This is a genomic window from Pseudomonas sp. Mn2068 (assembly GCF_049319725.1).
GTDB classification, from domain to species: Bacteria; Pseudomonadota; Gammaproteobacteria; order Pseudomonadales; family Pseudomonadaceae; genus Aquipseudomonas; species Aquipseudomonas gingeri.
Genome location: NZ_JBMOUG010000006.1, coordinates 214,858 through 236,734 on the forward strand (window position 1 = coordinate 214,858; position 21,877 = coordinate 236,734).

Below are 21,877 nucleotides of genomic sequence, written 5' to 3' on the forward strand. Positions count from 1 at the left end.
CCTCAGTCTTCCTGCGTGACGCGCAGCAGTTCATCGAGGCTGGTGCGACCTTCCAGGACCAGCCGTTGGCCGTCCTGGAACAGGCTCGGCGCGACACACCGGGCCTGGCGTGCCAGTTCCGGTTCGCCGGCACCGTGGTGGATCAAACCGGCCAGGTCCGGGGTGATGCCGATCAGTTCATGGATCGCGGTGCGCCCGCGATAACCCTGCTGGCAATGCTCGCAGCCCACGGCGCGGAACAGCGTCGCCGTGGCCCACGGCTCCAGGCCGAGACGCTGGCGGGCCGCCAGGTCCGCGACCTCGGGCAGCTTGCACGCGGGACACAGGGTACGCACCAGGCGCTGGGCCAGGACGCCGACCAGCGATGACGCCAGCAGGTACGCGTCGACGCCCATGTCCAGCAAGCGTGTCACCGCACCCGCCGCGCTGTTGGTGTGCAGGGTCGAGAGCACCAGGTGCCCGGTCAGGGACGCCTGCACGGCAATGGCGGCGGTTTCCCGGTCGCGTATCTCGCCGACCATCACCACGTCCGGGTCCTGGCGCAGGATCGCCCGCAAGCCGCGGGCAAAGGTCATCTCGACCTTGGGATTGACCGGGGTCTGGCCGATGCCCGGCAGGTGGTACTCGATGGGGTCTTCGACCGTGAGGATGTTGCGCGTCTGGTCGTTGAGATGACTCAGCGCCGCGTAGAGGCTGGTGGTCTTGCCGGAGCCGGTCGGCCCGGTGACCAGGAAGATCCCGTGGGGCTTGCCGAGGATCCGCCGGAACCGTTCCAGGGTTTGCGCCGGCATGCCCAGGCTTTCAAGCTCGAGACGTCCGGCCTGCTTGTCGAGCAGGCGCAACACCACCCGCTCGCCATGGGCCGAAGGCAGGGTGGAAACCCGCACGTCGACCTCATGCCCGGCCAGCCGCAAGGCCATGCGGCCGTCCTGGGGCACGCGTTTCTCGGCGATATCCAGCCGCGCCATGACCTTGATCCGCGACACCAGCAGGGTGGCCAGTTCCCGCCGGGGCCTGAGCACTTCGCGCAACTGGCCGTCGATCCGCAGGCGGACCGAGACGCTGTGCTCGAAGGTCTCCAGATGCACGTCCGAGGCCTTCTCGCGCACGGCCTCGCTGAGCAGGGCATTGATCAGGCGAATGATCGGCGCATCGCCTTCCTGCTCCAGCAGGTCGGCGGTCTGCGGCAGTCGATCGGCCAGGCTGATCAGGTCCAGTTCGTCGTCCAGGCCCTGGGCGACCTGCTCGGCGGCGCTCTGGCCATCGCTGTAGGCGGCGGCCAGGCGAGCGGCGAACGTCGGCCCGTCGAGCACCTGCACAGGCCAGTCCCGGCCGAGCATTCGCCGTGCCTCGGACAAGGCGGTCAGCGGTGTGTCCTCGCGTATCGACAGGAGCGCTGTCTCGCCCTGCGGCTCCAGCAACACGCCAGAACGCCGGGCAAAGCCGAACGGCAACCGTTGCCTCATGGTGCGTCCGCCTGATTGCGGCGCAGATCGATCGCCGCCTCGTCGCGCCCCTCGAACAGTTGCTGCGGGTCGCTGGGCAGCAGCAGCGAATTGCCCTGGCGGACCGAAGGCCGGCTGAGTTCGCGCAATCGGTCGTAGCGCTGGGCACTGACCTCGACCAGGTCTTCCTTGCCGCGCACGATGCTCGGCCGGAGGAATACCATGAGGTTGGTTTTTTCGTGCTTTTCACTGTTCCAGCGAAACAGCGCGCCCAGGTACGGGATATCGCGCAACAGCGGCACGCCGCTTTCCTGGGTGCGGATGCTGTCCTTGATCAGGCCGCCGATCACGATGATTTCGCCATCGTCGGCAAGGATGGTGCTCTTCAGGGTACGCTTGTTGGTGATCAGGTCGTCGGTGATCTCCGTGCTCTTGGTCAGCTCGGAGTTTTCCTGCTCGACCTGCAGCCGCAGGGTCGAGCCTTCGTTGATATGTGGGCGGATCTTCAGCTTGATCCCGATATCATGGCGCGTGACCGTGTTGTAGGGCTTGCCGTTGCCGTCGTCGGAGGGCTGGTAGGAGCCGCTCTTGAAGGGCACGTTCTGACCCACCAGGATCTCCGCTTCCTGGTTGTCCAGGGTCAGCAGGCTGGGGGTGGACAGCACATTGTTGCGGGTATTGCTGGCCAGGGCGGACACCAGCATGCCGAAACGATCACTGCCGATGTGTAACACGGCACCGCCTTCGCGCGGCAGGGTGCCGGCGGCGAAAGCCGGCAGGGTGATGTCGGTACCGGGAAAGGCGATGCTGCCCCGGACACTGCCGGATCTGCCGCCCCACTGCACCCCCAGGGCCTCATTGATATCCCCGGAAATCTCGACAATCGCCGCGTGGATCAGCACTTGCGAACGCGGCTGGTCCAGCTGGCGCACGATGCTCTCCAGGGTTCGCACCTGGGCCGGTTCGGCAATCAACACCAGTGCGTTCTGGCTCTCGTCGGCCTTGACCACGGCCTTGCCCGACGACGCGTCCCGGCTGGCGCCGCCACCGGCATCCTGACCGAGCCCCTGCCCCATGGCATCCAGCACTTCGGCCAACTGCCTGGCATCGCTGTGTCGCAGGCGGATCACCCGGGCGTTGTCCGCGAGCACCGGCGCCGGTGTGTCGAGTGAACGGGCCATTTCGCCCAGGCGCCTGCGCACGACTTCGGGGCCGATCAGCAGCAGGCGATTGTTGCGGGTATCGGCAATCACCTGGCTGCCCGACTCGGCACCCTGCTTGCCCAGGGATTGCTCCATCACGCGGGCCAGGTCAGCCGCCAGACCGTGCTTCAGTTGCACGACGCCGTGGGTATTCTTGTGGCCCGCGTCCAGTTGCCGGACGATCTTCGCGACCCGCCGGACATTGGCCGCACCATCGGTGATCACCAGCGCATTGGCCGAGGCCGAGGGGCCGACATAACCATTGACCGACACCAGCGGGCGCACCAGTGCGGCGATATCCGTGGCCACGCTGTTGTTCAAGGCCACCACTTCGGTGACGAACTGCCCGGTCCCGGCCGCAGCGTTGTCGATACCACTGGCACGGGTGCGCGCATCCGCCACCGGCGTGACCAGGATACGATCGCCTTCATCGATGACCGTGAAGTTGTGGGCATCCAGTACCGAATAGAACAGCCGCCGCACACCCTCACGGTCCAGGGCCTGCTCCGAGAGCACGGTGACACGCCCCTGCACCCGTGGGTCGAGGACCACCGTGGTGCCGAGTATCGAGGACATTTCCCGGACCACGTCGCGCAGCTCGGCATCGTTCATCGCCAGTTGCCATTGCGGCTCCTCGGCGCCCGCCGCGGTGACCAGGAGCAGCATCGACAAGAGCAGGCCGGGGACCATCAGGCACCACGCAGCGGTTGCGGCGGACGGCTTCATTCACTCACTCTGATGCTGGGCCGTTGGCCGCAGGTAAAGGGAAGACCCGGCAGCGGCACTCCCGCCGGCCGCCAGCAGCAGCCTCGCAGGCTGCTCCAGGGCCAGCGACTCCTCGCGTCCGTTGCGCCAGAGCACCACGCGCCCGACCTCGACCCGGCGCAGGACACTACCGCCGGGCAGGCGATCGCCGACCTGATAGATTCGCTGGCCCTGCGCCCCGCCCAGCAACGCCCGTGACGCCCCTGAACTGGCGACGAAACTGGCGCGCAGTTGCAGCGCCTCGGCGCTACGGACCAGCGCATCGGTGGGCGACAGGCCAAGCACCGTAGCCACTGCTACCGGGTCGAGGGGCTCGGGCCGGGGCGCCGGGGCCGTCGAAATGAAGTTGAAGACCGGAGCCGCCGGCAGGTCCTGGCGAAAGACCCACTCGCGCCAGCCCAGCCAGCCGCCATACACCAGCGGCGCCAGGCACAACAGGACACGCAGCAGAATCGTGGCGTACCGCCCCATCTGGATATTCACCAGACCATGCGCCAGAGAATCGAATTCTTTGTATTCACAAGTACCGGCACCCCGATCAAAAATAAATACTCATTATTTATATAAACCACTCATTCAAAAACAGTCACTTAAAAGTCATTTAAAACATCACAAACAAAAACAGAACAATAAAAAATCAATAACACGTTAAAAAACTATCACACGAATCTGAAGCAACTTATCCAGACGTTGCCTCAGATTCCTGATACTCGGGTTATCTGGCTATCCAGGCATCCTGCCAGTTGGAACCATGTCCGGGTACATAGTGGTGACTATTGATCTTGCACCAATCTCCGGCGGGAAAAGGCTTGCACTCGTAGACCTTGTCACCCTGCAATACCGTGGTACCGGGCTTGTAGTCGGCAATGCCCTGCGGATAGACCGCGTCGTATTCCTGATCGCTGCCTTCGCCGCCCAGCTCGATGGATACCAGGTCCTGGCGCGTGGTCCGTCCATCGACGGTCGTGCCGACCAGCTTGAGCTGGTGAGTGCCCGGCGCACTGCGCACATCCACGTTCAGCCAGGTCGAACCGGCTTCCACCTGCTGCGTGACGGAACCCACGGGCTTGTTGCCGGCGTCGAAGACCGTGACCTCGACATTCATCGCACGGTTGCCAAGGATCGGCACCGGCAGGCTCACCCGCCCCTTGTCCAGCGCGTAGTCGTTGCTGATTGCCGAGATGCGCAGGTCGGCGTCGGCATCTTCCTTCAACTCCATCTGCAATTCGTAGCGCCTGACGCCACTTTCGGCCTTGGCAAAGACCTTGTTCGCCCCCTTGATCGGATGGATGTTGCCGTCCTCGTCACGCACGCCGGCGCGGACCAGTTCCTGGGTGCGGTTGATCTGCTCGGCCAGCTTGAACGACCAGTTTTCCGGTCGGCCTTCCTCGGCGGTATCGATGCTGATCCCGACACGCCGCTCGTTGATCTCGCCATCGGCGCCAAAGGCCCGGGCCTTGACCGCGTCCCCCACCAGCAAGGCCGCCGGCGCCGGGGTGATGTGGCCGACGGTGTTCCAGCCGTCCGGCGCGACCGCCTCGGCCAGGATGTTCACATCGGCCACGTTGTAGAAGGCCGCATCGGTATCGCCGACCGTCCATACGCCCAGGATGACGTGCTGGCCGCTCTTGTCCGGCGGAATGACACAGGCATGCCGGGCGCCGGAAACCGGCAGCGCGTTGCCGCCATCGACCGTGCAGAAGGGCGTGCCGTCAAACGAGGCACGGCTCAGTGGCAGGTTGGGGTTCCAGCCGGAGCGGGTAATGAAATACTCGTGCCGGGTCGCCGGGTGCGCCGCCGTGTACTGCCAGGCGAACTGGATCTCGCGGTCCTTGATTTCGGTCAGGTGCCAACGCGTCGCGCTCTGGGCGTCCAGCGCGGAGAAATTGGCCGCGCCGCCACTGGCGATCCGGCCATCGACGGGACCTTGCAACGGGTTGCCGCCCGCCCCCGCAGGGAATCCCTTGAATGTCTCGCCGACGCTTTGCGGCTCGTACTGCGCGCCTCCACAATCCTTGTTGAGGCCTTGCTGACAGGCATAGGCCCGTGAAGGTGGATCACTCAGGTAACCATGGGCCGCCACCTGTTGCGAAGCGATCAGCGCCGCCAGCATGGCCAGGGAAGAAGCCCCTCCCGATACCGAACTTGAACGTCTTTTTATCATGCAATCCAACTCCAGAGTCATATTTGACGAGGCCACGCACTCTCCCTGTGCGAAGCACGCCGCTTCCTTATCGATGCCACTTTTAATTATCACGAACATCATGTTCATGATGACCAACCTCATCTATTCGAAACTATGCGAACCTGAAAGATACAAGACGTTCGAACATCAGAAGTCCGGAGAAAAACTTCTCATTGTTCGTACAAGCGAAAACAAATAGTCCTACAGCAAAGTTATCGAGAGATGCGCCGCTGTAACTTTCCGAATAAGAATCAGGCTTTGTATTGTACGAATATTTAGTTTTTTAGCTGTCGGATAACTCCGACTATGAGGAAGGATCGGTCAGCAATCAGGCATCAACCCCTGGAAAACCCGTATTCCAGGAGAAAGAAGAGACAAGGCGGGATAAAGCGAGACAGGCCGCAAGCCCCGCCGGGGCGGGGCTTTGGCCGAGGGGTCAGCGATGGTACTGCGCGGAAAACTCGTGCACGGCGTTGATAAAGGCGCCGGCATGTTCCGGATCGACTTCCGGGGTGATGCCATGGCCCAGGTTGAACACGTGGCCCGAACCCTCGCCGTAGCTGCCGAGGATCCGCGCCACTTCGGCACGGATCGCCTCGGGTTTGGCATAAAGCACGGTAGGGTCCATGTTGCCTTGCAACGCGACCTTGCCGCCCACCCGACGACGGGCTTCGCCCAGGTCACAGGTCCAGTCCAGGCCCAGGGCATCGGCGCCCGCCTCGGCAATGCTTTCCAGCCACAGGCCGCCGTTCTTGGTGAACAGGATCACCGGCACCTTGCGCCCTTCATGCTCGCGGATCAGCCCGCTGACGATCTTGCGCATGTAGGCCAGGGAAAACTCCTGATAGGCCGCCGCCGACAGGTTGCCGCCCCAGGTGTCGAAGATCTGCACGGCCTGGGCACCGGCCAGGATCTGCCCGTTGAGGTACGAGGTCACCGACTGGGCCAGCTTGTCCAGCAGCAGGTGCAGGGCCTGCGGGTTGTCGTAGAGCATGGCCTTGGTCTTGCGGAAGTCTTTCGACGAGCCGCCTTCGACCATGTAGGTCGCCAGGGTCCAGGGGCTGCCCGAGAAGCCGATCAGCGGCACCCGGCCATTGAGTTCACGGCGAATGGTGCTGACCGCGTCCATGACATAACCCAGGTCCTTCTGTGGATCGGGGATCGGCAGGGCTTCGATATCCGCCAGGGTGCTGACGACTTTCTTGAAGCGCGGGCCTTCGCCGGTCTCGAAATACAGGCCCTGGCCCATGGCATCGGGGATGGTCAGGATGTCGGAGAATAGGATGGCGGCATCCAGGCCCGGGTAGCGGTCCAGGGGCTGCAGGGTGACTTCGCAGGCGAACGACGGGTTCATGCACAGGCTCATGAAGTCGCCGGCCTTGGCGCGACTGGCGCGGTATTCAGGCAGGTAGCGGCCGGCCTGACGCATCATCCACACGGGAGTGACGTCTACGGGTTGCTTGAGCAGGGCGCGCAGGAAACGGTCGTTCTTCAGGGCAGTCATGTCGGCATCCGGAAAAAAAGTGCGGGCATTTTCTCAGAGCGCGACGCAAAAGGCACGGCAAGAGCCGTGCCTTTTGTCTATCGGGTCAATTTGTCGCGGGTATCGAGAGCGACACGACCTGTGCAGGAGCCGGCTTGCTGGCGATTCAGGCGACACGGTGTATCAGGTACACCGCGTTATCATTCACCGCTGGCAAGCCAGCTCCCACAGGTACAGCAGTCCAATATTGGAATGCGGGTCAAACGCCCAGGTAATCGAGGATCCCCTCGGCGGCATTGCGCCCCTCGAAGATCGCCGTCACCACCAGGTCCGAACCACGCACCATATCGCCACCGGCAAAGATTTTCGGATTGCTGGTCTGGTGCTTGAACTGACCCTGCTCCGGAGCCACCACACGGCCCTGGCTGTCGGTCTGGATGCTGAACTGCTCGAACCACGGCGCCGGGCTCGGGCGGAAACCGAAAGCGATGACCACGGCATCCGCCGGGATGATCTCTTCGGAACCCGGGATCGGCTCGGGGCTGCGGCGACCGCGGGCATCCGGCTCGCCGAGACGGGTCTCGACCACCTTCACGCCCTCGACCTTGTCTTCACCGACAATCGCGATCGGCTGGCGGTTATAGAGGAACTTCACGCCTTCTTCCTTGGCGTTCTTCACCTCTTTGCGCGAGCCGGGCATGTTCGCCTCGTCACGACGATAGGCACAGGTCACCGACTTGGCGCCCTGGCGGATCGAGGTGCGGTTGCAGTCCATCGCCGTGTCGCCACCACCGAGCACCACGACCTTCTTGCCCTTCATGTCGACGAAATCTTCCGGCGACTTTTCAAAGCCCAGGTTGCGGTTGACGTTGGCGATAAGGAAATCCAGGGCGTCGTACACGCCCGGCAGGTCCTCGCCGGCAAAGCCGCCCTTCATGTAGGTGTAGGTGCCCATGCCCATGAACACCGCATCGTATTCGGCGAGCAGCTCTTCCATGGTCACGTCCTTGCCCACCTCGGTGTTGAGGCGGAACTCGATGCCCATGCCGCTGAAGACTTCGCGACGATTGCTCAGCACGGTCTTTTCCAGCTTGAACTCGGGGATACCGAAGGTCAGCAGGCCACCGATTTCCGGGTTCTTGTCGAACACCACCGGGGTCACCCCGCCGCGCACCAGCACGTCGGCACAACCCAGGCCCGCAGGCCCGGCACCGATGATCGCAACGCGCTTGCCGGTCGGCTTGACCTTGGACATGTCCGGACGCCAGCCCATGGCAAAGGCGGTATCGGTGATGTACTTCTCCACCGAACCGATGGTGACCGCGCCGAAACCGTCGTTGAGGGTGCAGGCACCCTCGCACAGGCGGTCCTGCGGACACACCCGGCCGCAGACTTCCGGCAAGGTGTTGGTCTGGTGGGACAGCTCGGCGGCGGCGAGGATATTGCCCTCGGCCACCAGCTTCAGCCAGTTGGGAATGAAGTTGTGCACCGGGCACTTCCATTCGCAATACGGGTTGCCGCAACCCAGGCAGCGGTGGGCCTGGTCGGCCGACTGCTGGGGTTTGAAGGGTTCGTAGATTTCCACGAACTCTTTCTTGCGCTGACGCAACAGTTTCTTCTTCGGATCCTTGCGCCCGACATCGATGAACTGGAAGTCGTTACTCAGACGTTCAGCCATTACAAAAACCTCATCAAACTCTTCAGGCGCATCACTGCGGGTTGGCACGGGTGCTGGAAAGCAACGACTTCAGAGTGGCCGCCTTCGGCTTGACCAGCCAGAAGCGCCGCAGATAGTCGTCCAGGTTCTCGGCGAGGTTACGACCCCATTCGCTGTCGGTCTCCTCGACATACTCGTCCAGCACGCGTTGCAGGTGGCTGCGATAGGCTTCCATCGCTTCGCCGCTGATCCGCTGGATCTCCACCAACTCGTGGTTCACCTTGTCGACAAAGGTATTGTCCTGGTCCAGCACGTAGGCGAAACCGCCGGTCATGCCCGAACCGAAGTTGTAGCCGGTCTTGCCCAGTACGCAGACAAAACCACCGGTCATGTACTCGCAGCAGTGATCGCCGGTGCCTTCCACGACCGTGTGGGCGCCGGAGTTGCGCACCGCGAAACGCTCGCCCGCGGTACCGGCGGCGAACAGCTTGCCACCGGTGGCGCCGTACAGGCAGGTGTTGCCGATAATGGCGCTGTCCTGGGTCTTGTAGGCACTGCCCTTGGGCGGAACGATCACCAGCTTGCCGCCGGTCATGCCCTTGCCCACGTAGTCGTTGGCATCGCCTTCGAGGTACAGGTTCAGGCCGCCGGCGTTCCACACGCCGAAGCTCTGGCCGGCCGTGCCCTTGAAGCGGAAGGTGATCGGCGCCTTGGCCATGCCCTGGTTGCCGTGGACACGGGCGATTTCGCCGGAAATCCGCGCACCGATGGAACGGTCGCAGTTGCAGATATCCAGGGAGAAATCGGCACCGCTCAGGTCGTTGATCGCAGGCCGGGCCATCTCGACCATCTTCTCGGCCAGCAGGCCCTTGTCGAACGGCGGGTTGCGGTCAACCTGGCAGAACTGCGGCTTGTCCACCGGAATGTGATCGCTGCCGAGCAGCGGGGTCAGGTCCAGATGGTTCTGCTTGGCGGTTTCGCCCTGGAGGATTTCCAGCAGGTCGGTACGCCCGATCAGCTCTTCGAGGCTGCGCACGCCGAGCCTGGCCAGCCACTCACGGGTTTCCTCGGCGACGTAGGTGAAGAAGTTCACCACCATGTCGACGGTACCGATGTAGTGATCCTTGCGCAGTTTCTCGTTCTGGGTCGCCACGCCGGTGGCGCAGTTGTTCAGGTGGCAGATACGCAGGTACTTGCAGCCCAGGGCGATCATCGGCGCGGTGCCGAAGCCGAAGCTCTCGGCGCCGAGGATGGCCGCCTTGATCACGTCGAGGCCGGTTTTCAGGCCACCGTCGGTCTGTACCCGGACCTTGCCGCGCAGGTCGTTGCCGCGCAGGGTCTGGTGGGTTTCGGCGAGGCCCAGTTCCCACGGCGCACCAGCGTACTTGATCGAGGTCAGCGGCGATGCGCCGGTGCCGCCGTCGTAGCCGGAGATGGTGATCAGGTCGGCATAGGCCTTGGCCACGCCAGCCGCGATGGTGCCGACGCCGGCTTCCGCCACCAGCTTGACCGAGACCAGTGCCTGCGGGTTGACCTGCTTGAGGTCGAAGATCAGCTGCGACAAGTCCTCGATGGAGTAGATGTCGTGGTGCGGCGGTGGCGAGATCAGGGTCACGCCCGGAACCGCGTAGCGCAGCTTGGCGATCAGGCCGTTGACCTTGCCGCCAGGCAACTGGCCGCCTTCACCGGGCTTGGCGCCCTGGGCCACCTTGATCTGCAGCACTTCGGCGTTGACCAGGTACTCGGGGGTCACGCCGAAACGGCCGGTCGCGACCTGCTTGATCTTCGAGCTCTTGATCGTGCCGTAGCGCGCCGGGTCTTCGCCGCCCTCACCGGAGTTGGAGCGTGCGCCCAGGCGGTTCATGGCTTCGGCCAGGGCTTCATGGGCCTCCGGCGACAACGCACCGAGGGAGATACCGGCCGAGTCGAAACGCTTGAGGATCGACTCCAGCGGCTCGATGTCGTCGATCGCGAGCGGCGTGTCCAGGGTCTTCACCTTGAACAGGTCACGGATCATCGACACCGGACGGTTGTCCACCAGCGCGGTGTATTCCTTGAACTTGGCGTAGTCGCCCTGCTGCACGGCGGCTTGCAGGGTGCTGACCACATCCGGGTTGTAGGCGTGGTATTCGCCGCCGTAGACGAACTTCAGCAGGCCACCTTGCTGGATCGGCTTGCGCGCACTCCAGGCTTCGGTCGCCAGCAGCTTCTGCTCGGCTTCGAGGTCGACGAAACGGGCACCCTTGATCCGGCTCGGCACGCCACGGAAGCTCAGGCCGACCACTTCCTCGGACAGGCCGATGGCCTCGAACAATTGCGCACCGCGGTACGAGGCAATGGTGGAGATCCCCATTTTCGAGAGGATCTTCAGCAGGCCCTTGGTGATGCCCTTGCGGTAGTTCTTGAAGACTTCATACAGATCGCCCAGCACTTCGCCGGTACGGATCAGGTCGCCCAACACTTCATAGGCGAGGAACGGATAGACCGCCGACGCACCGAAGCCGATCAGCACCGCGAAGTGATGCGGGTCGCGGGCGGTGGCGGTTTCCACCAGGATGTTGCTGTCGCAACGCAGGCCCTTTTCGGTCAGGCGGTGGTGCACGGCACCGGTCGCCAGGGACGCGTGCACCGGCAGCTTGCCCGGCGCGATATGACGGTCGCTGAGGACGATCTGGGTCCGCCCGGAGCGCACGGCTTCCTCGGCCTGGTCGGCGATGTTGCGCACGGCCGCTTCCAGGCCGACGCTCTCGTCGTAGTTCAGGTCGATGATCTGGCGCTCGAAGCCCGGACGCTCGAGGTTCATCAACGAGCGCCACTTGGCCGGGGAAATCACCGGCGAGCTGAGGATCACCCGCGAGGCGTGTTCCGGCGACTCTTCGAAGATGTTGCGCTCGGCACCGAGGCAGATCTCCAGCGACATGACGATGGCTTCACGCAGCGGGTCGATCGGTGGGTTGGTCACCTGGGCGAACTGCTGACGGAAGTAGTCGTACGGCGTGCGCACGCGCTGGGACAGCACCGCCATCGGCGTGTCGTCGCCCATGGAGCCGACCGCCTCGTAGCCCTGCTCGCCCAACGGCCGCAGCACCTGGTCGCGCTCTTCGAACGTGACCTGGTACATCTTCATGTACTGCTTGAGTTGCTCGACGTTGTAGAACGCCGAACCATGGTCGTTGTCTTCCATGGTCGCCTGGATACGCAGGGCGTTCTTGCGCAGCCACTGCTTGTACGGATGACGCGACTTCAGGCGGTTGTCGATGGAATCGGTGTCGAGGATCTGGCCGGTCTCGGTGTCCACGGCAAAGATCTGCCCGGGACCTACACGGCCCTTGGCGATGACATCTTCCGGCTGGTAGTTCCATACGCCGATTTCCGACGCCAGGGTGATATAGCCGTTCTTGGTGGTCACCCAGCGCGCCGGGCGCAGGCCGTTACGGTCGAGCAGGCAGACCGCGTGGCGACCTTCGGTCATCACCACGCCAGCCGGACCGTCCCACGGCTCCATGTGCATCGAGTTGAATTCATAGAACGCGCGCAGGTCGGCGTCCATGGTCTCGACGTTCTGCCACGCCGGCGGAATCAGCATGCGCACGCCACGGAACAGATCGATACCGCCGGTCACCATCAGCTCCAGCATGTTGTCCATGCTCGAGGAGTCGGAACCGACGCGGTTGACCAGCGGGCCCAGTTCGTCGAGATCGGGGATCAGGTCGTTGGCGAACTTGGTGCGACGGGCCTGGGCCCAGTTGCGGTTGCCGGTGATGGTGTTGATCTCGCCGTTGTGCGCCAGGAAGCGGAACGGTTGCGCCAACGGCCATTTCGGCAGGGTGTTGGTGGAGAAACGCTGGTGGAACACGCAGATGGCGGTCTTGAGCGTCGGATCGTTGAGGTCCGGATAGAAGGCGGTCAGGTCCGCCGGCATCATCAGGCCCTTATAGATGATGGTCTTGTGCGAAAAGCTGCAGATGTAGTGGTCGGTATCGGCGGCGTTGGCCACCGACGAACGACGACGGGCACTGAACAGCTTGATGGCGAAGGCCTGGTCACTCAGGCCTTCGCCGCCGATGAATACCTGCTCGATCTGCGGCAGGCGCTCCAGGGCCAGGCGGCCGAGGACGCTGGTATCGATCGGCACCTTGCGCCAGCCCACCAGTTGCAGGCCGGCCGCGAGGATTTCGCGATTCATGTGTTCGCGGGCGGCTTCGGCTTTGACCGGGTCCTGGTTGAAGAACACCATGCCCACCGCATACTGCTTGGGCAGATCGCTACCGAATGTCGATTTGGCGACGGCGCGCAGGAACTGGTCCGGCTTCTGAATCAGAAGGCCGCAACCGTCACCGGTCTTGCCGTCGGCGTTGATCCCACCGCGGTGGGTCATGCAGGTCAGGGCCTCAATGGCCGTCTGCAACAGGTGATGACTGGGCTCGCCTTGCATGTGAGCAATCAGGCCGAAACCGCAGTTATCCTTGAATTCATCTGGTTGGTACAGACCTGCTTTCATAGACACTTTCTCACCAGGCTGCCTCTTACCGAGGCAAATTTCTTTTCAATTCAACCACTTACCATCCACGCCGAACGTACGCCGGCTTTGCAGGGGCAAAAGGGAGGTCATTGTACACGCCGACACAGACGCTCACAAATTTAGCGACGAAATGTCGCAAATCTATGTCGCATTTATGAAAGGTTTAAAGCGATATCTCGTGCTAGTCAAAACATTTTTGAATTCTGACCGCTACGACTCAAATCTACCGTGACGCAGACACCACAAGGCACGCAGCTTTGAAGCTGCGCGCTCAGGTGGAAATTTTGAGGTGCCGGGAGGGCGGCCTGGGTAAGGCCGCCGAATCATCAGCGAGTTGTGGCGAGGTCCTGTTGGACGCTGGCGACAGTGCGAGGCCAAGGTTTACCAGCCTGAACCTTCGCTGGCAAGGCCTTGATAGCAGTAACCGCTGCATCGCGGCTCGGGAAGCTGCCATAAGTGATCACGTAGAGTGGCTTGCCGTTGAGCACTTTCTTGAAATAACGGTACTCGCCGCCCTGCTCCTTGACGAAGTTCTGGGCCGTGGCTTCCGAACTGGTGCCGAGGATCTGCACCACGTAGTGGCTCGGCGCCTGGCCGGCGTACCAGCTGCCACCGGCGGCAGGCTTGGCTGCCGCTGCGGGCTTCTCGACCGGCTTCTCGACCTTGGCCACCGGCTTGGCGGGAACCGGGACCGGGGTTTGCGCGGGCTTGGCAACCGGTGCCGCCGGCTTGGCCGTGGCGACTTGGGCCGGAGCCTGGGTAGGACGTGCCGGAGTCGGGCCGGCAGGCACGCCCAGCGGTGGCGCAGTGGTGGTCACGGTCGGCGGCTGGGCAACACCACCGTCAACCGCTGGTGCACCGCCATCATCGCCTTCGCTCATGCCACCCGCGGCTTCCGCGAGCGGACCGCGCATCACCGGCTGCGACTGGCCGACCAACGGCAGTGGCATCGGTTGCGAATTACCGGCGAACTCGACCGCCGGACCACCCGTGGCATTCGGCTTCGGTGTCTGCCCCAGCGGCAACTGGGCCTGCTCGCTGGCTGGCGCGCCAGCGGTCACCGGCGCCTTGCTGCGGCCGGAACTCATCCAGGCCGCGGCGATAGCGACCACCACCACCCCAGACAATGCCAACACGTATTTCTTCGACATCTTGAACCCCATACTTGGTCGCTTGACCGCGGAGCGGCTGGCAATCATAGCTTCGATCATGGCGTCACGAGCGACCTGGTTGATTTTGCCAGGCCAGCCCTCGGCGCTTTCGTGAATCTCAGTGATCTGCTCAGCGGAAAAAAGTTCGATTCCCTGGCCCGCGCCTTCAAGACGCTGGGCCAGGTATTCGCGTGTCTCTTCTTCGGTGTACGGCTGCAGTTCGATCACGTGGAAGCGCTCTTCCTCCGTGCCCTGCTGCTCCAGCCCGGCAATCATCGACGACTCGCCGAACAGGAAGACATGCGGACGGCCTTCCGGCGCGCCTGCAGCCAGTGCCAGCAAGGCTTCGATCGCGGAATCGTCCAGTTGTTCGGCGTCGTCCACCAGCAGGTAGACTTCCTGGCCGGTCAGCGCCAATTGCACCACCTGTGCCAGGATCGAACCGATATCGGCCTGAGCCACATTCAGCGCCTGGGCGATCTGGCGCAGCACACCCGCCGCGTCGCCGGCGCCACGGGCCGACACCACCACGCTCTGCACCGACTGCTTGTTGGTGCTCGCCACCAGTGCCTGGCGCAGCAGGGTCTTGCCGCTGCCCTGCGGGCCGGTCACCACCAGCAGCAACTGGCTGTAGCGGGCCAGGTGATGCAACTGCCCCAGCACCGGTTTGCGCTGGGCCGGGAAGAACTTGAAGCCAGGCACCCGTGGAGCAAAAGGGTCGTGACTCAACTGATAATGGCCGAGGAAAGCCTCGTCGGCATGCAAACTAGTCATCGGAATCTTATCAACCTTTAAGCTGAGCCAGGGCGCGGTAGTCCGCCCCCAGCGTGGCCTGTAGAACCTCTTTCGGATAATCGTCGGTCACCACGGCTTCGCCCATGCGGCGCAACAACACCAGACGTAAACGACCGTCGATCACTTTCTTGTCAATTGCCATGTGTTCGAGAAAATCGGCCTCGGTCATCTCCTCCGGAGGAATGACCGGCAATCCCGCGCGCTGGAACAGGCGGATACCGCGATCGCGTTCGGCGTCGGTGATCCAGCCCAGGCGCGCGGACATCTCCAGCGCCATCACCGTCCCCGCCGCCACGGCCTCACCATGCAGCCAGACACCGTAGCCCATATGGGTTTCGATGGCATGGCCAAAGGTATGCCCGAGGTTGAGGGTGGCGCGCACCCCGGACTCGCGCTCATCGGCACCGACCACGGCCGCCTTGGCCGCACAGGAACGCTCGATGGCCTCGGTCAGGGCTGCCTGGTCGAGGCCGCGCAAGGCGTCGACGTGCTCTTCCAGCCAGGTCAGGAAAGGCTCGTCGCAGATCAGGCCGTACTTGATGACTTCGGCCAGGCCCGCCGACAGCTCGCGGGCGGGCAGTGTGTTGAGGGTCGCGGTATCGATCAGCACCACATTGGGCTGATAGAAGGCACCGACCATGTTCTTGCCCAGCGGATGGTTGATGCCGGTCTTGCCGCCCACCGACGAATCGACCTGAGACAACAAGGTAGTCGGAACCTGGATAAAGTCCACTCCGCGCTGATAACAGGCGGCGGCAAAACCGGCCATGTCGCCGATAACGCCGCCACCCAGGGCGATGACCGTGGTCCGGCGATCGTGGCGGGCGCTCAGCAGGCCGTCGAAAATCAGCTGCAGGGTTTCCCAGGTCTTGAAGGCCTCGCCGTCGGGCAGTACCACCGAGATCACCGAGTAGCCCGCCAGGCTGCGGGTCAGGCGTTCGAGATAGAGCGGTGCGACGGTTGCATTGGAGATGATTGCGACTTGCCGACCGGCAATGTGCGGCGTCAGTAGCTCAGGCTTGTCCAGCAGCCCTTCGCCAATATGAATCGGGTAGCTACGCTCGCCAAGATCGACCTTAAGTGTCTGCATGTGTCCCCACAGTGAAGATGGACGCGGGCGTCCAGTCTCAGGATTAACGATTGTTGGCGGCGTCCGTTTCCGGCGCCCCCCAATGGCCTTGAGCCATGACCGACACCGAGCATGGCGGGCGTCGAGGATAGCGCATTTCGCCCTGCGCTTTAACGGGGAGGCAGCTGCTGCAAGCGTTCAAGAATATCCAGTACCACCATGCGCGGCGGCCGTTCATCGGTTTCCACCACCAGATCGGCGATTTCCCGATAAAGCGGATCACGGATCGCCAGCAGGTCCCGCAGCGTTTTTGCCGGGTCGGCGGTACGCAACAGCGGACGGTTGCGATCGCGCGCGGTACGCCCCACCTGCTGCTCCACCGAAGCATGCAGATAGACCACCCGCCCACCGGCATGCAGGGCCTGGCGATTTTCATCGCGCATGACCGCACCGCCGCCCGTGGCCAGGACCACACCGTCGGCTGCGCACAGCTCGGCAATCATCGCCTGCTCGCGATCGCGAAAGCCCGGTTCGCCTTCCTTATCGAAGATCCACGGGATATTGGCGCCCGTGCGCAGTTCAATTTCCTTATCGGAATCTTTGAAAGGCAGGCGCAGCTCTTTGGCCAGCAAGCGGCCTATGGTGCTCTTTCCAGCCCCCATAGGCCCAACAAGAATCAAATTTCGCACAGAATCAACGACTCACAGCAATCGCCTGGTTATTCATGATACGCGGAGTCAGGAATACCAGCAGCTCGGATTTTGCTTCCGAGACAATGTCTCGGCGGAAAAGGCGGCCAACATACGGCACATCGCCAAGAAATGGCACCTTCTCTTCGGTTTTGCTCTGAGTATTGGAGAACACGCCACCGATCACCACGGTTTCACCGTCGTTGACCAGTACCTTGGCGTTGACTTCGTTCTTCTTGATCGGCGGTACGTTGTTGAGCACGTTCTGGTAGTCCGGCTCATCCTTGGTGACCTTCACTTCCATGATGATGCGGTTGTCCGGGGTGATCTGCGGCGTGACCTCGAGGGACAGCGACGCTTCCTTGAAGGACACCGAGGTGGCCCCGCTGGAGCTGGACTCCTGGTACGGAATCTCCGTGCCCTTGAGGATCTTCGCGGTCTCCTTGTCGGAGGTGACCACCTTGGGCTGCGACACGACTTCACCGTTACCGGTCTTCTCCATCGCGCTCAGTTCGAGGTCGAGGATCGTGTTGTCGGTCACGAAGCCGATGCCGATACCGGAGGTCGCCGTGGTGGCCCCCAGGTCGACGAACGGTGTACTGGCGCTCTGGCCGGTCAGCTTCGACAGGGTCGGCGAACCGCCGCTGCCCTTCCAGTTGCCGCCGGAAATGCTGCCACCCCAACGGGCGCCCAGTTGCTTGTCATAACCGACGTTGGCTTCGACGATGCGCGCCTCGATCATCACCTGGCGCACCGGGATATCCAGTTGCGCCACGATCCGCCGCAGCTCGTCGAGGCGGTCCTGGGTCTGGTAGGCAATGATGTTGTTGGTGCGGTCATCCACGGTGATCGAACCCCGCTCGTCACCCTTGGCCTCGGCGCTGGTCACCGACTGGAACAGCTTGGCGATGTCCGCCGCCTTCGCGTAGTTGACCTGCAGCAGCTCGCGGCGCAGCGGGGCCAGTTCGGCGATCTGCTTCTGCGACTCCAGCTCCTGACGCTCACGCGCCGCGATCTCGTCCGCCGGCGCCACCAGCAGGACGTTGCCGATCTTGCGCTTGTCCAGGCCCTTGGTCTTGAGCACCAGGTCCAGCGCCTGGTCCCACGGCACGTTCTGCAGGCGCAGGGTAATCCCGCCCTGCACCGTGTCGCTGGCCACCAGGTTCAGGTTGGTGAAGTCGGCGATCAGTTGCAGCACCGAACGCACATCGATGTCCTGGAAGTTCAGCGAGAGCTTTTCGCCGCTGTAGACAAAACGCTCGGCATTACGCCGCTGCAGGTCGTCGACGGTCAGCGGACGGACACTGATGGTCAGCTTGTTGTCGGTCTGGTACGTCGAGTAGTCGAAGGCCCCGCTCGGCTCGATGGAAATGCTCGCCCGGTCGGCGGACGCCGTGGCATTGACGAATTGCACCGGCGTGGCGAAATCCTTCACGTCCAGGCGCACACGCAGGGGGTCGGGCAGTTGGGTGCGAGGGAACTCCACGCTGATCTTGCCGCCTTTTTCCTGGATATCCGGGCTGATGGACGGGTCGGAGAGCTCGATGACCACATTGCCTTCGCCCTGCTCGCCGCGCTGGAAGTCGATATTGCGAATGGCCTTGCCCGCCGGTACGTACGGCTTGGGCGCCGCACGCGCGGGTTGCGCCACCGCGGCAGCCACCGGCCGGGCCGCACTGGCCTGGCCCGGCACGGCGGCTGCCGCGCCCTGGCCGACCACCACGAACAGGTTGTTACCCTCGATACGGGTGCTGTAGGGCACCAGCTTGGTCAGGTTGATGATCAGCCGGGTACGATCCTTGGCTTCCACCACGGTCACGCTGCGTGCATTGCCCACGCCCAGGTCACGGGTCCTGGTCGCCAACTGGCTGGTCACCCCGGTCAGGTCCAGGGCAATCCGCGCCGGCTGATCGGTGGTATAGCCATGGGGCGCGGCGGGGGCGCTGTCGAAGGCGAGCCTGAGCTCAACCCGATCTCCCGGCAGCGCCGCCACGTCGAGGGTCTTGAGGTTGGCGGCCAGCACCATCGGCGACACCAGCGCCATCCATAGCGAAATGCCGAAGGTGGAAATAATCCTGTTCATATCGAGTTCCACTATGAGTGCTCTTTCAAAGGGATGGTGCGCGGCCGTTCCAGCCAGGTGCCTTCACCGTCCGGAACGATTTCGATCACCTCGACCTGGGAGTCGGTGATGGCCACGATCCGGCCCTCGTTGCGCCCCAGGTAATCACCCACTTTCAAACGATGGACGCCACCGGCCCCGCGCAACAGGGCGTAGGTACCGCTGGCATTGGAAAGCGTGCCGACCATCTCGAACTGCTCGATATTGAAGCCTTCGAGAAACTGCTTGGTCCGGTTCGGATCCGGCTTGACCTCGTGGGAACCTTTCTGGCGGTTCACCAGGTCGATCTTGACCGGCGGCTGGAACGGACTGCGCAGCGACGAGGCGTTGTAGGTGAACGCCTCGTAGGAAATGAACTTCGGTGTCGGTTCGATATTGCCGGCCGGACGCGCGCGTACTTCACGCATGTAGGCGTCCAGGTCACTGAAGTCATTGCTGTTGCCACAGCCGGCCAGCAGCACCGCGACCATCGCTACGCACAACCCACGCAAGCCGCTCATTTCTGCAGCCCCTTGTCGTTGTAGCGATAGGTCTTGGCGAGAATGCTCATGCGCAGCTTGTTGCCATTGTTCGCGGCGACCGGCTTGATCTCGAAATCGTGCAGGGTGACGATTCGCGGCAAGCTGGCCACGCCACTGACAAAGGTCGCCAGGTCATGGTAGGCGCCGGTCACGGTGATCTGGATCGGCAGCTCGATATAGAACTGCTGCGCCACCTCGGGCAACAGCTTGATCTCTTCGAACTCCAGTCCGCTGCCAAGCCCGGTCCGGGTGATGTCTTCCAACAGCCCGGGCACCTCGGTATCGCTGGGCAGTTGCTTGAGCAGCGCGCCGAAGGACGCCTCCATGTCGAGCATCTGCTGGGTGTAGGCTTCCAGGTTCGCCGCCAGGTGCGCCTTGGTCGCGAACTGCTCCTTCAAGGTGACTTCCGTGGCCCGCTGCTGATCCAGCTGGTCGGTCAGGTCCTTGATATAGAAGTTGTAGCCCAGCGTCAGCACCAGCACGGCGACGATGACGCCACAGGCGCCCTTGACCGCCGCGGGCCAGGAGCCGATGTTCTGCATGTCGAGATCGGCGAGGTCGATCTTGCGCAGGTTTTCCAGCCATTCGGAAACATTCATTTGCCAGCCCCCGGAACCGGTGGCTGGGTCTGGCGCACGCTCAGCTGGAACACGTTCGCCTGGTCGACCGCGCCGGCCGTCGTCGCCTTGACCTCGGTCAGGCTCGGCGCCTCGAGCCAGTCGGAAGCGTCGAGGTTGCGCATCAGGTCCGAGACCCGGTTGTTGGACTCCGCCGCGCCGGTAAGCGCAATGGTCTTGCCGGTCATCTTCACTTCAGTGAAATACACGCCATCAGGCAGGGTTCGCGCCAGCTGATCGAAGATCCGCCCGCTGATCGGCCGGTTGCCTTGCAGGTCCTGGATGATTTTCATCCGCTCGATCAATTGCTGGCGACGCGCCTTGAGTTCGCTGATCTGCTTGATGCGCGCATCGAGCTGGGCGATCTCCTTGTTCATGTAGGCATTGCGCGCGGTCTGGTGATCGATGGAATTGCTGATGTACTGGTCAGTCATCAGGACCAGGCCGACAGCCGCCACCAGCACACCGACCAGGGCCGTCAGGAAGCGCTTGCGCCGTTCTTCACGCAGTTGCTCGCGCCAGGGGAGAAGGTTGATCCGCGCCATCAGTCGAAACTCCTCAACGCCAGACCGCAGGCGATCATCAGGGCCGGCGCGTCACTGGCCAGGGCCCCGGCATTGACCTTGCTGCTCAACGCCATGTCGGCGAAAGGGTTGGCCACCAGGGTCGGCGTACCGAGCCGCTGCTGGATCAGGTGATCGAGGCCGGCAATCGAGGCGGTGCCACCGGCAAGCAGGATGTAGTCGACATCGTTGTACTGGCCCGAGGCGAAGAAGAACTGCAGGGAACGCGACACCTGCTGGACCACGGCATCCTTGAAGGGCTGCAGGACCTCGGCGACATAGTCGTCGGGCAGGCCGCCCTGCTTCTTCGCCAGGCCCGCCTCTTCGTTGGACAGGCCGTAGCGCCGCTGGATTTCCTCGGTGAGCTGGCGACCGCCGAACAATTGTTCGCGGGTGTAGATGATCCGGCCGTTGTGCAGGACGCTGAGGGTGGTCATGGTCGCGCCGATGTCGACCACCGCCACCGTCAAGCGGTCGTGATCGCTGGCCAGCTGTGCCGCGAGCAGGCCAAAGGAGCGCTCCAGGGCATAGGCCTCGACATCCACCACCTTGGCATCGAGCCCGGCCAGGGCCAGGGCCGCCTCGCGCACCTCGACGTTTTCTTTCCGACAGGCGGCCAGCAGTACTTCGACGCGCTCGGGATTGCGCGCCGAATAACCCTGGACTTCAAAGTCGATGGCCACTTCTTCGAGGGGATAGGGAATGTACTGGTCGGCTTCTATCTTCAGTTGGCTTTCCATGTCGTCATCGGAAAGCCCGGCATCCATCTCGATGGTCTTGGTGATCACCGCGGAACCGGCCACGGCGACCGCGACGTGGCGCGCGCTGGTCTTGGCCTTGAGCAGCACCCGTGCCAGGGCCTGCCCGACGCCTTCGAGCTCGGCGATGTTCTTCTCGACCACGGCGTTAGGCGGCAGCGGTTCCACGGCGTAGGACTCGACCCGATATCGATTGCCTGAACGGCTCAATTCGAGGAGTTTTACCGAGGTGGAACTGATGTCGATCCCCAGGAGCGAATGCGCTTTTTTGCCAAAGAGTCCAAGCACTACCGATTCCCTATTACTATCCGCGACTTACGGACCCTTTATGAT

Annotated in this window: 15 protein-coding genes; all 15 read right to left on the reverse strand. The window is 63.0% G+C overall.

What is annotated here, in order from left to right:
* Positions 1-2: 2 nt before the first annotated feature.
* The 15 genes from gspE to ACL9RJ_RS16150 all read right to left on the reverse strand — a co-directional run bounded on the left by gspE (position 3) and on the right by ACL9RJ_RS16150 (position 21,832).
* Entirely contained in the window at positions 3-1,466 is a 1,464-nt protein-coding gene (gene gspE / locus ACL9RJ_RS16080; RefSeq protein ID WP_422765462.1) for a type II secretion system ATPase GspE, read from the reverse strand.
* Positions 1,463-3,373: a type II secretion system secretin GspD gene (gspD, locus tag ACL9RJ_RS16085; RefSeq protein ID WP_177119059.1), complete on the reverse strand. Its 1,911-nt coding sequence runs from the start codon at positions 3,371-3,373 to the stop codon at positions 1,463-1,465. Before gspD ends, gspE begins: the two co-directional genes overlap by 4 nt.
* Entirely contained in the window at positions 3,374-3,883 is a 510-nt protein-coding gene (locus ACL9RJ_RS16090) for a type II secretion system protein N (RefSeq protein WP_212811162.1), read from the reverse strand.
* Positions 3,884-4,127: 244 nt separating this feature from the next.
* The gene (locus ACL9RJ_RS16095; protein WP_244861803.1) at positions 4,128-5,576 is read right to left on the reverse strand and encodes a lytic polysaccharide monooxygenase; all 1,449 of its coding nucleotides are present in this window, start codon (positions 5,574-5,576) and stop codon (positions 4,128-4,130) included.
* Between the two features lie 457 nt (positions 5,577-6,033).
* Positions 6,034-7,101 carry a uroporphyrinogen decarboxylase gene (gene hemE / locus ACL9RJ_RS16100; RefSeq protein ID WP_017126905.1) on the reverse strand — a complete coding sequence of 356 codons (1,068 nt, stop codon included), beginning with the start codon at positions 7,099-7,101 and terminating at the stop codon, positions 6,034-6,036.
* A 238-nt stretch (positions 7,102-7,339) separates the two neighbouring features.
* Positions 7,340-8,758: an FAD-dependent oxidoreductase gene (locus ACL9RJ_RS16105; protein ID WP_017126906.1), complete on the reverse strand. Its 1,419-nt coding sequence runs from the start codon at positions 8,756-8,758 to the stop codon at positions 7,340-7,342.
* A gap of 31 nt (positions 8,759-8,789) precedes the next feature.
* Positions 8,790-13,238: a glutamate synthase large subunit gene (gene gltB, locus ACL9RJ_RS16110; RefSeq protein ID WP_177119840.1), complete on the reverse strand. Its 4,449-nt coding sequence runs from the start codon at positions 13,236-13,238 to the stop codon at positions 8,790-8,792.
* Positions 13,239-13,585: 347 nt separating this feature from the next.
* On the reverse strand, positions 13,586-15,184 hold the full coding sequence (locus ACL9RJ_RS16115) for an SPOR domain-containing protein (protein WP_422765463.1): 1,599 nt from the start codon (positions 15,182-15,184) through the stop codon (positions 13,586-13,588).
* Between the two features lie 10 nt (positions 15,185-15,194).
* On the reverse strand, positions 15,195-16,295 hold the full coding sequence (gene aroB, locus ACL9RJ_RS16120) for a 3-dehydroquinate synthase (protein WP_017126909.1): 1,101 nt from the start codon (positions 16,293-16,295) through the stop codon (positions 15,195-15,197).
* Between the two features lie 149 nt (positions 16,296-16,444).
* On the reverse strand, positions 16,445-16,963 hold the full coding sequence (gene aroK / locus ACL9RJ_RS16125; RefSeq protein ID WP_042935610.1) for a shikimate kinase AroK: 519 nt from the start codon (positions 16,961-16,963) through the stop codon (positions 16,445-16,447).
* 4 nt (positions 16,964-16,967) lie between these two features.
* A complete protein-coding gene (gene pilQ, locus ACL9RJ_RS16130; protein WP_178990542.1) occupies positions 16,968-19,046 on the reverse strand; it encodes a type IV pilus secretin PilQ in 2,079 nt (692 codons plus the stop codon).
* An 11-nt stretch (positions 19,047-19,057) separates the two neighbouring features.
* Positions 19,058-19,585, reverse strand: a complete 528-nt coding sequence (locus ACL9RJ_RS16135; RefSeq protein ID WP_042935612.1) for a pilus assembly protein PilP — start codon at positions 19,583-19,585, stop codon at positions 19,058-19,060.
* Complete coding sequence (gene pilO, locus ACL9RJ_RS16140; RefSeq protein ID WP_017126913.1) at positions 19,582-20,205, reverse strand: type 4a pilus biogenesis protein PilO; 624 nt, start codon at positions 20,203-20,205, stop codon at positions 19,582-19,584. The genes ACL9RJ_RS16135 and pilO overlap by 4 nt, the downstream gene beginning before the upstream one ends.
* The gene (locus tag ACL9RJ_RS16145) at positions 20,202-20,768 is read right to left on the reverse strand and encodes a PilN domain-containing protein (RefSeq protein WP_178990540.1); all 567 of its coding nucleotides are present in this window, start codon (positions 20,766-20,768) and stop codon (positions 20,202-20,204) included. Before ACL9RJ_RS16145 ends, pilO begins: the two co-directional genes overlap by 4 nt.
* Entirely contained in the window at positions 20,768-21,832 is a 1,065-nt protein-coding gene (locus ACL9RJ_RS16150; RefSeq protein ID WP_017126915.1) for a pilus assembly protein PilM, read from the reverse strand. Before ACL9RJ_RS16150 ends, ACL9RJ_RS16145 begins: the two co-directional genes overlap by 1 nt.
* Positions 21,833-21,877: the final 45 nt, after the last annotated feature.

What these genes read in the sequence shown, in the direction of transcription:
- pilO (WP_017126913.1), bottom strand. Translation starts at nt 20,205, where the DNA reads ATGAATGTTTCCGAATGGCTGGAAAACCTGCGCAAGATCGACCTCGCC.
- ACL9RJ_RS16090 (WP_212811162.1), bottom strand. Translation starts at nt 3,883, where the DNA reads ATGGGGCGGTACGCCACGATTCTGCTGCGTGTCCTGTTGTGCCTGGCG.
- gspE (WP_422765462.1), bottom strand. Translation starts at nt 1,466, where the DNA reads ATGAGGCAACGGTTGCCGTTCGGCTTTGCCCGGCGTTCTGGCGTGTTG.
- ACL9RJ_RS16105 (WP_017126906.1), bottom strand. Translation starts at nt 8,758, where the DNA reads ATGGCTGAACGTCTGAGTAACGACTTCCAGTTCATCGATGTCGGGCGC.
- gltB (WP_177119840.1), bottom strand. Translation starts at nt 13,238, where the DNA reads ATGAAAGCAGGTCTGTACCAACCAGATGAATTCAAGGATAACTGCGGT.
- pilQ (WP_178990542.1), bottom strand. Translation starts at nt 19,046, where the DNA reads ATGAACAGGATTATTTCCACCTTCGGCATTTCGCTATGGATGGCGCTG.
- hemE (WP_017126905.1), bottom strand. Translation starts at nt 7,101, where the DNA reads ATGACTGCCCTGAAGAACGACCGTTTCCTGCGCGCCCTGCTCAAGCAA.
- ACL9RJ_RS16145 (WP_178990540.1), bottom strand. Translation starts at nt 20,768, where the DNA reads ATGGCGCGGATCAACCTTCTCCCCTGGCGCGAGCAACTGCGTGAAGAA.
- ACL9RJ_RS16115 (WP_422765463.1), bottom strand. Translation starts at nt 15,184, where the DNA reads ATGACTAGTTTGCATGCCGACGAGGCTTTCCTCGGCCATTATCAGTTG.
- ACL9RJ_RS16095 (WP_244861803.1), bottom strand. Translation starts at nt 5,576, where the DNA reads ATGATAAAAAGACGTTCAAGTTCGGTATCGGGAGGGGCTTCTTCCCTG.
- gspD (WP_177119059.1), bottom strand. Translation starts at nt 3,373, where the DNA reads ATGAAGCCGTCCGCCGCAACCGCTGCGTGGTGCCTGATGGTCCCCGGC.
- aroB (WP_017126909.1), bottom strand. Translation starts at nt 16,295, where the DNA reads ATGCAGACACTTAAGGTCGATCTTGGCGAGCGTAGCTACCCGATTCAT.
- ACL9RJ_RS16135 (WP_042935612.1), bottom strand. Translation starts at nt 19,585, where the DNA reads ATGAGCGGCTTGCGTGGGTTGTGCGTAGCGATGGTCGCGGTGCTGCTG.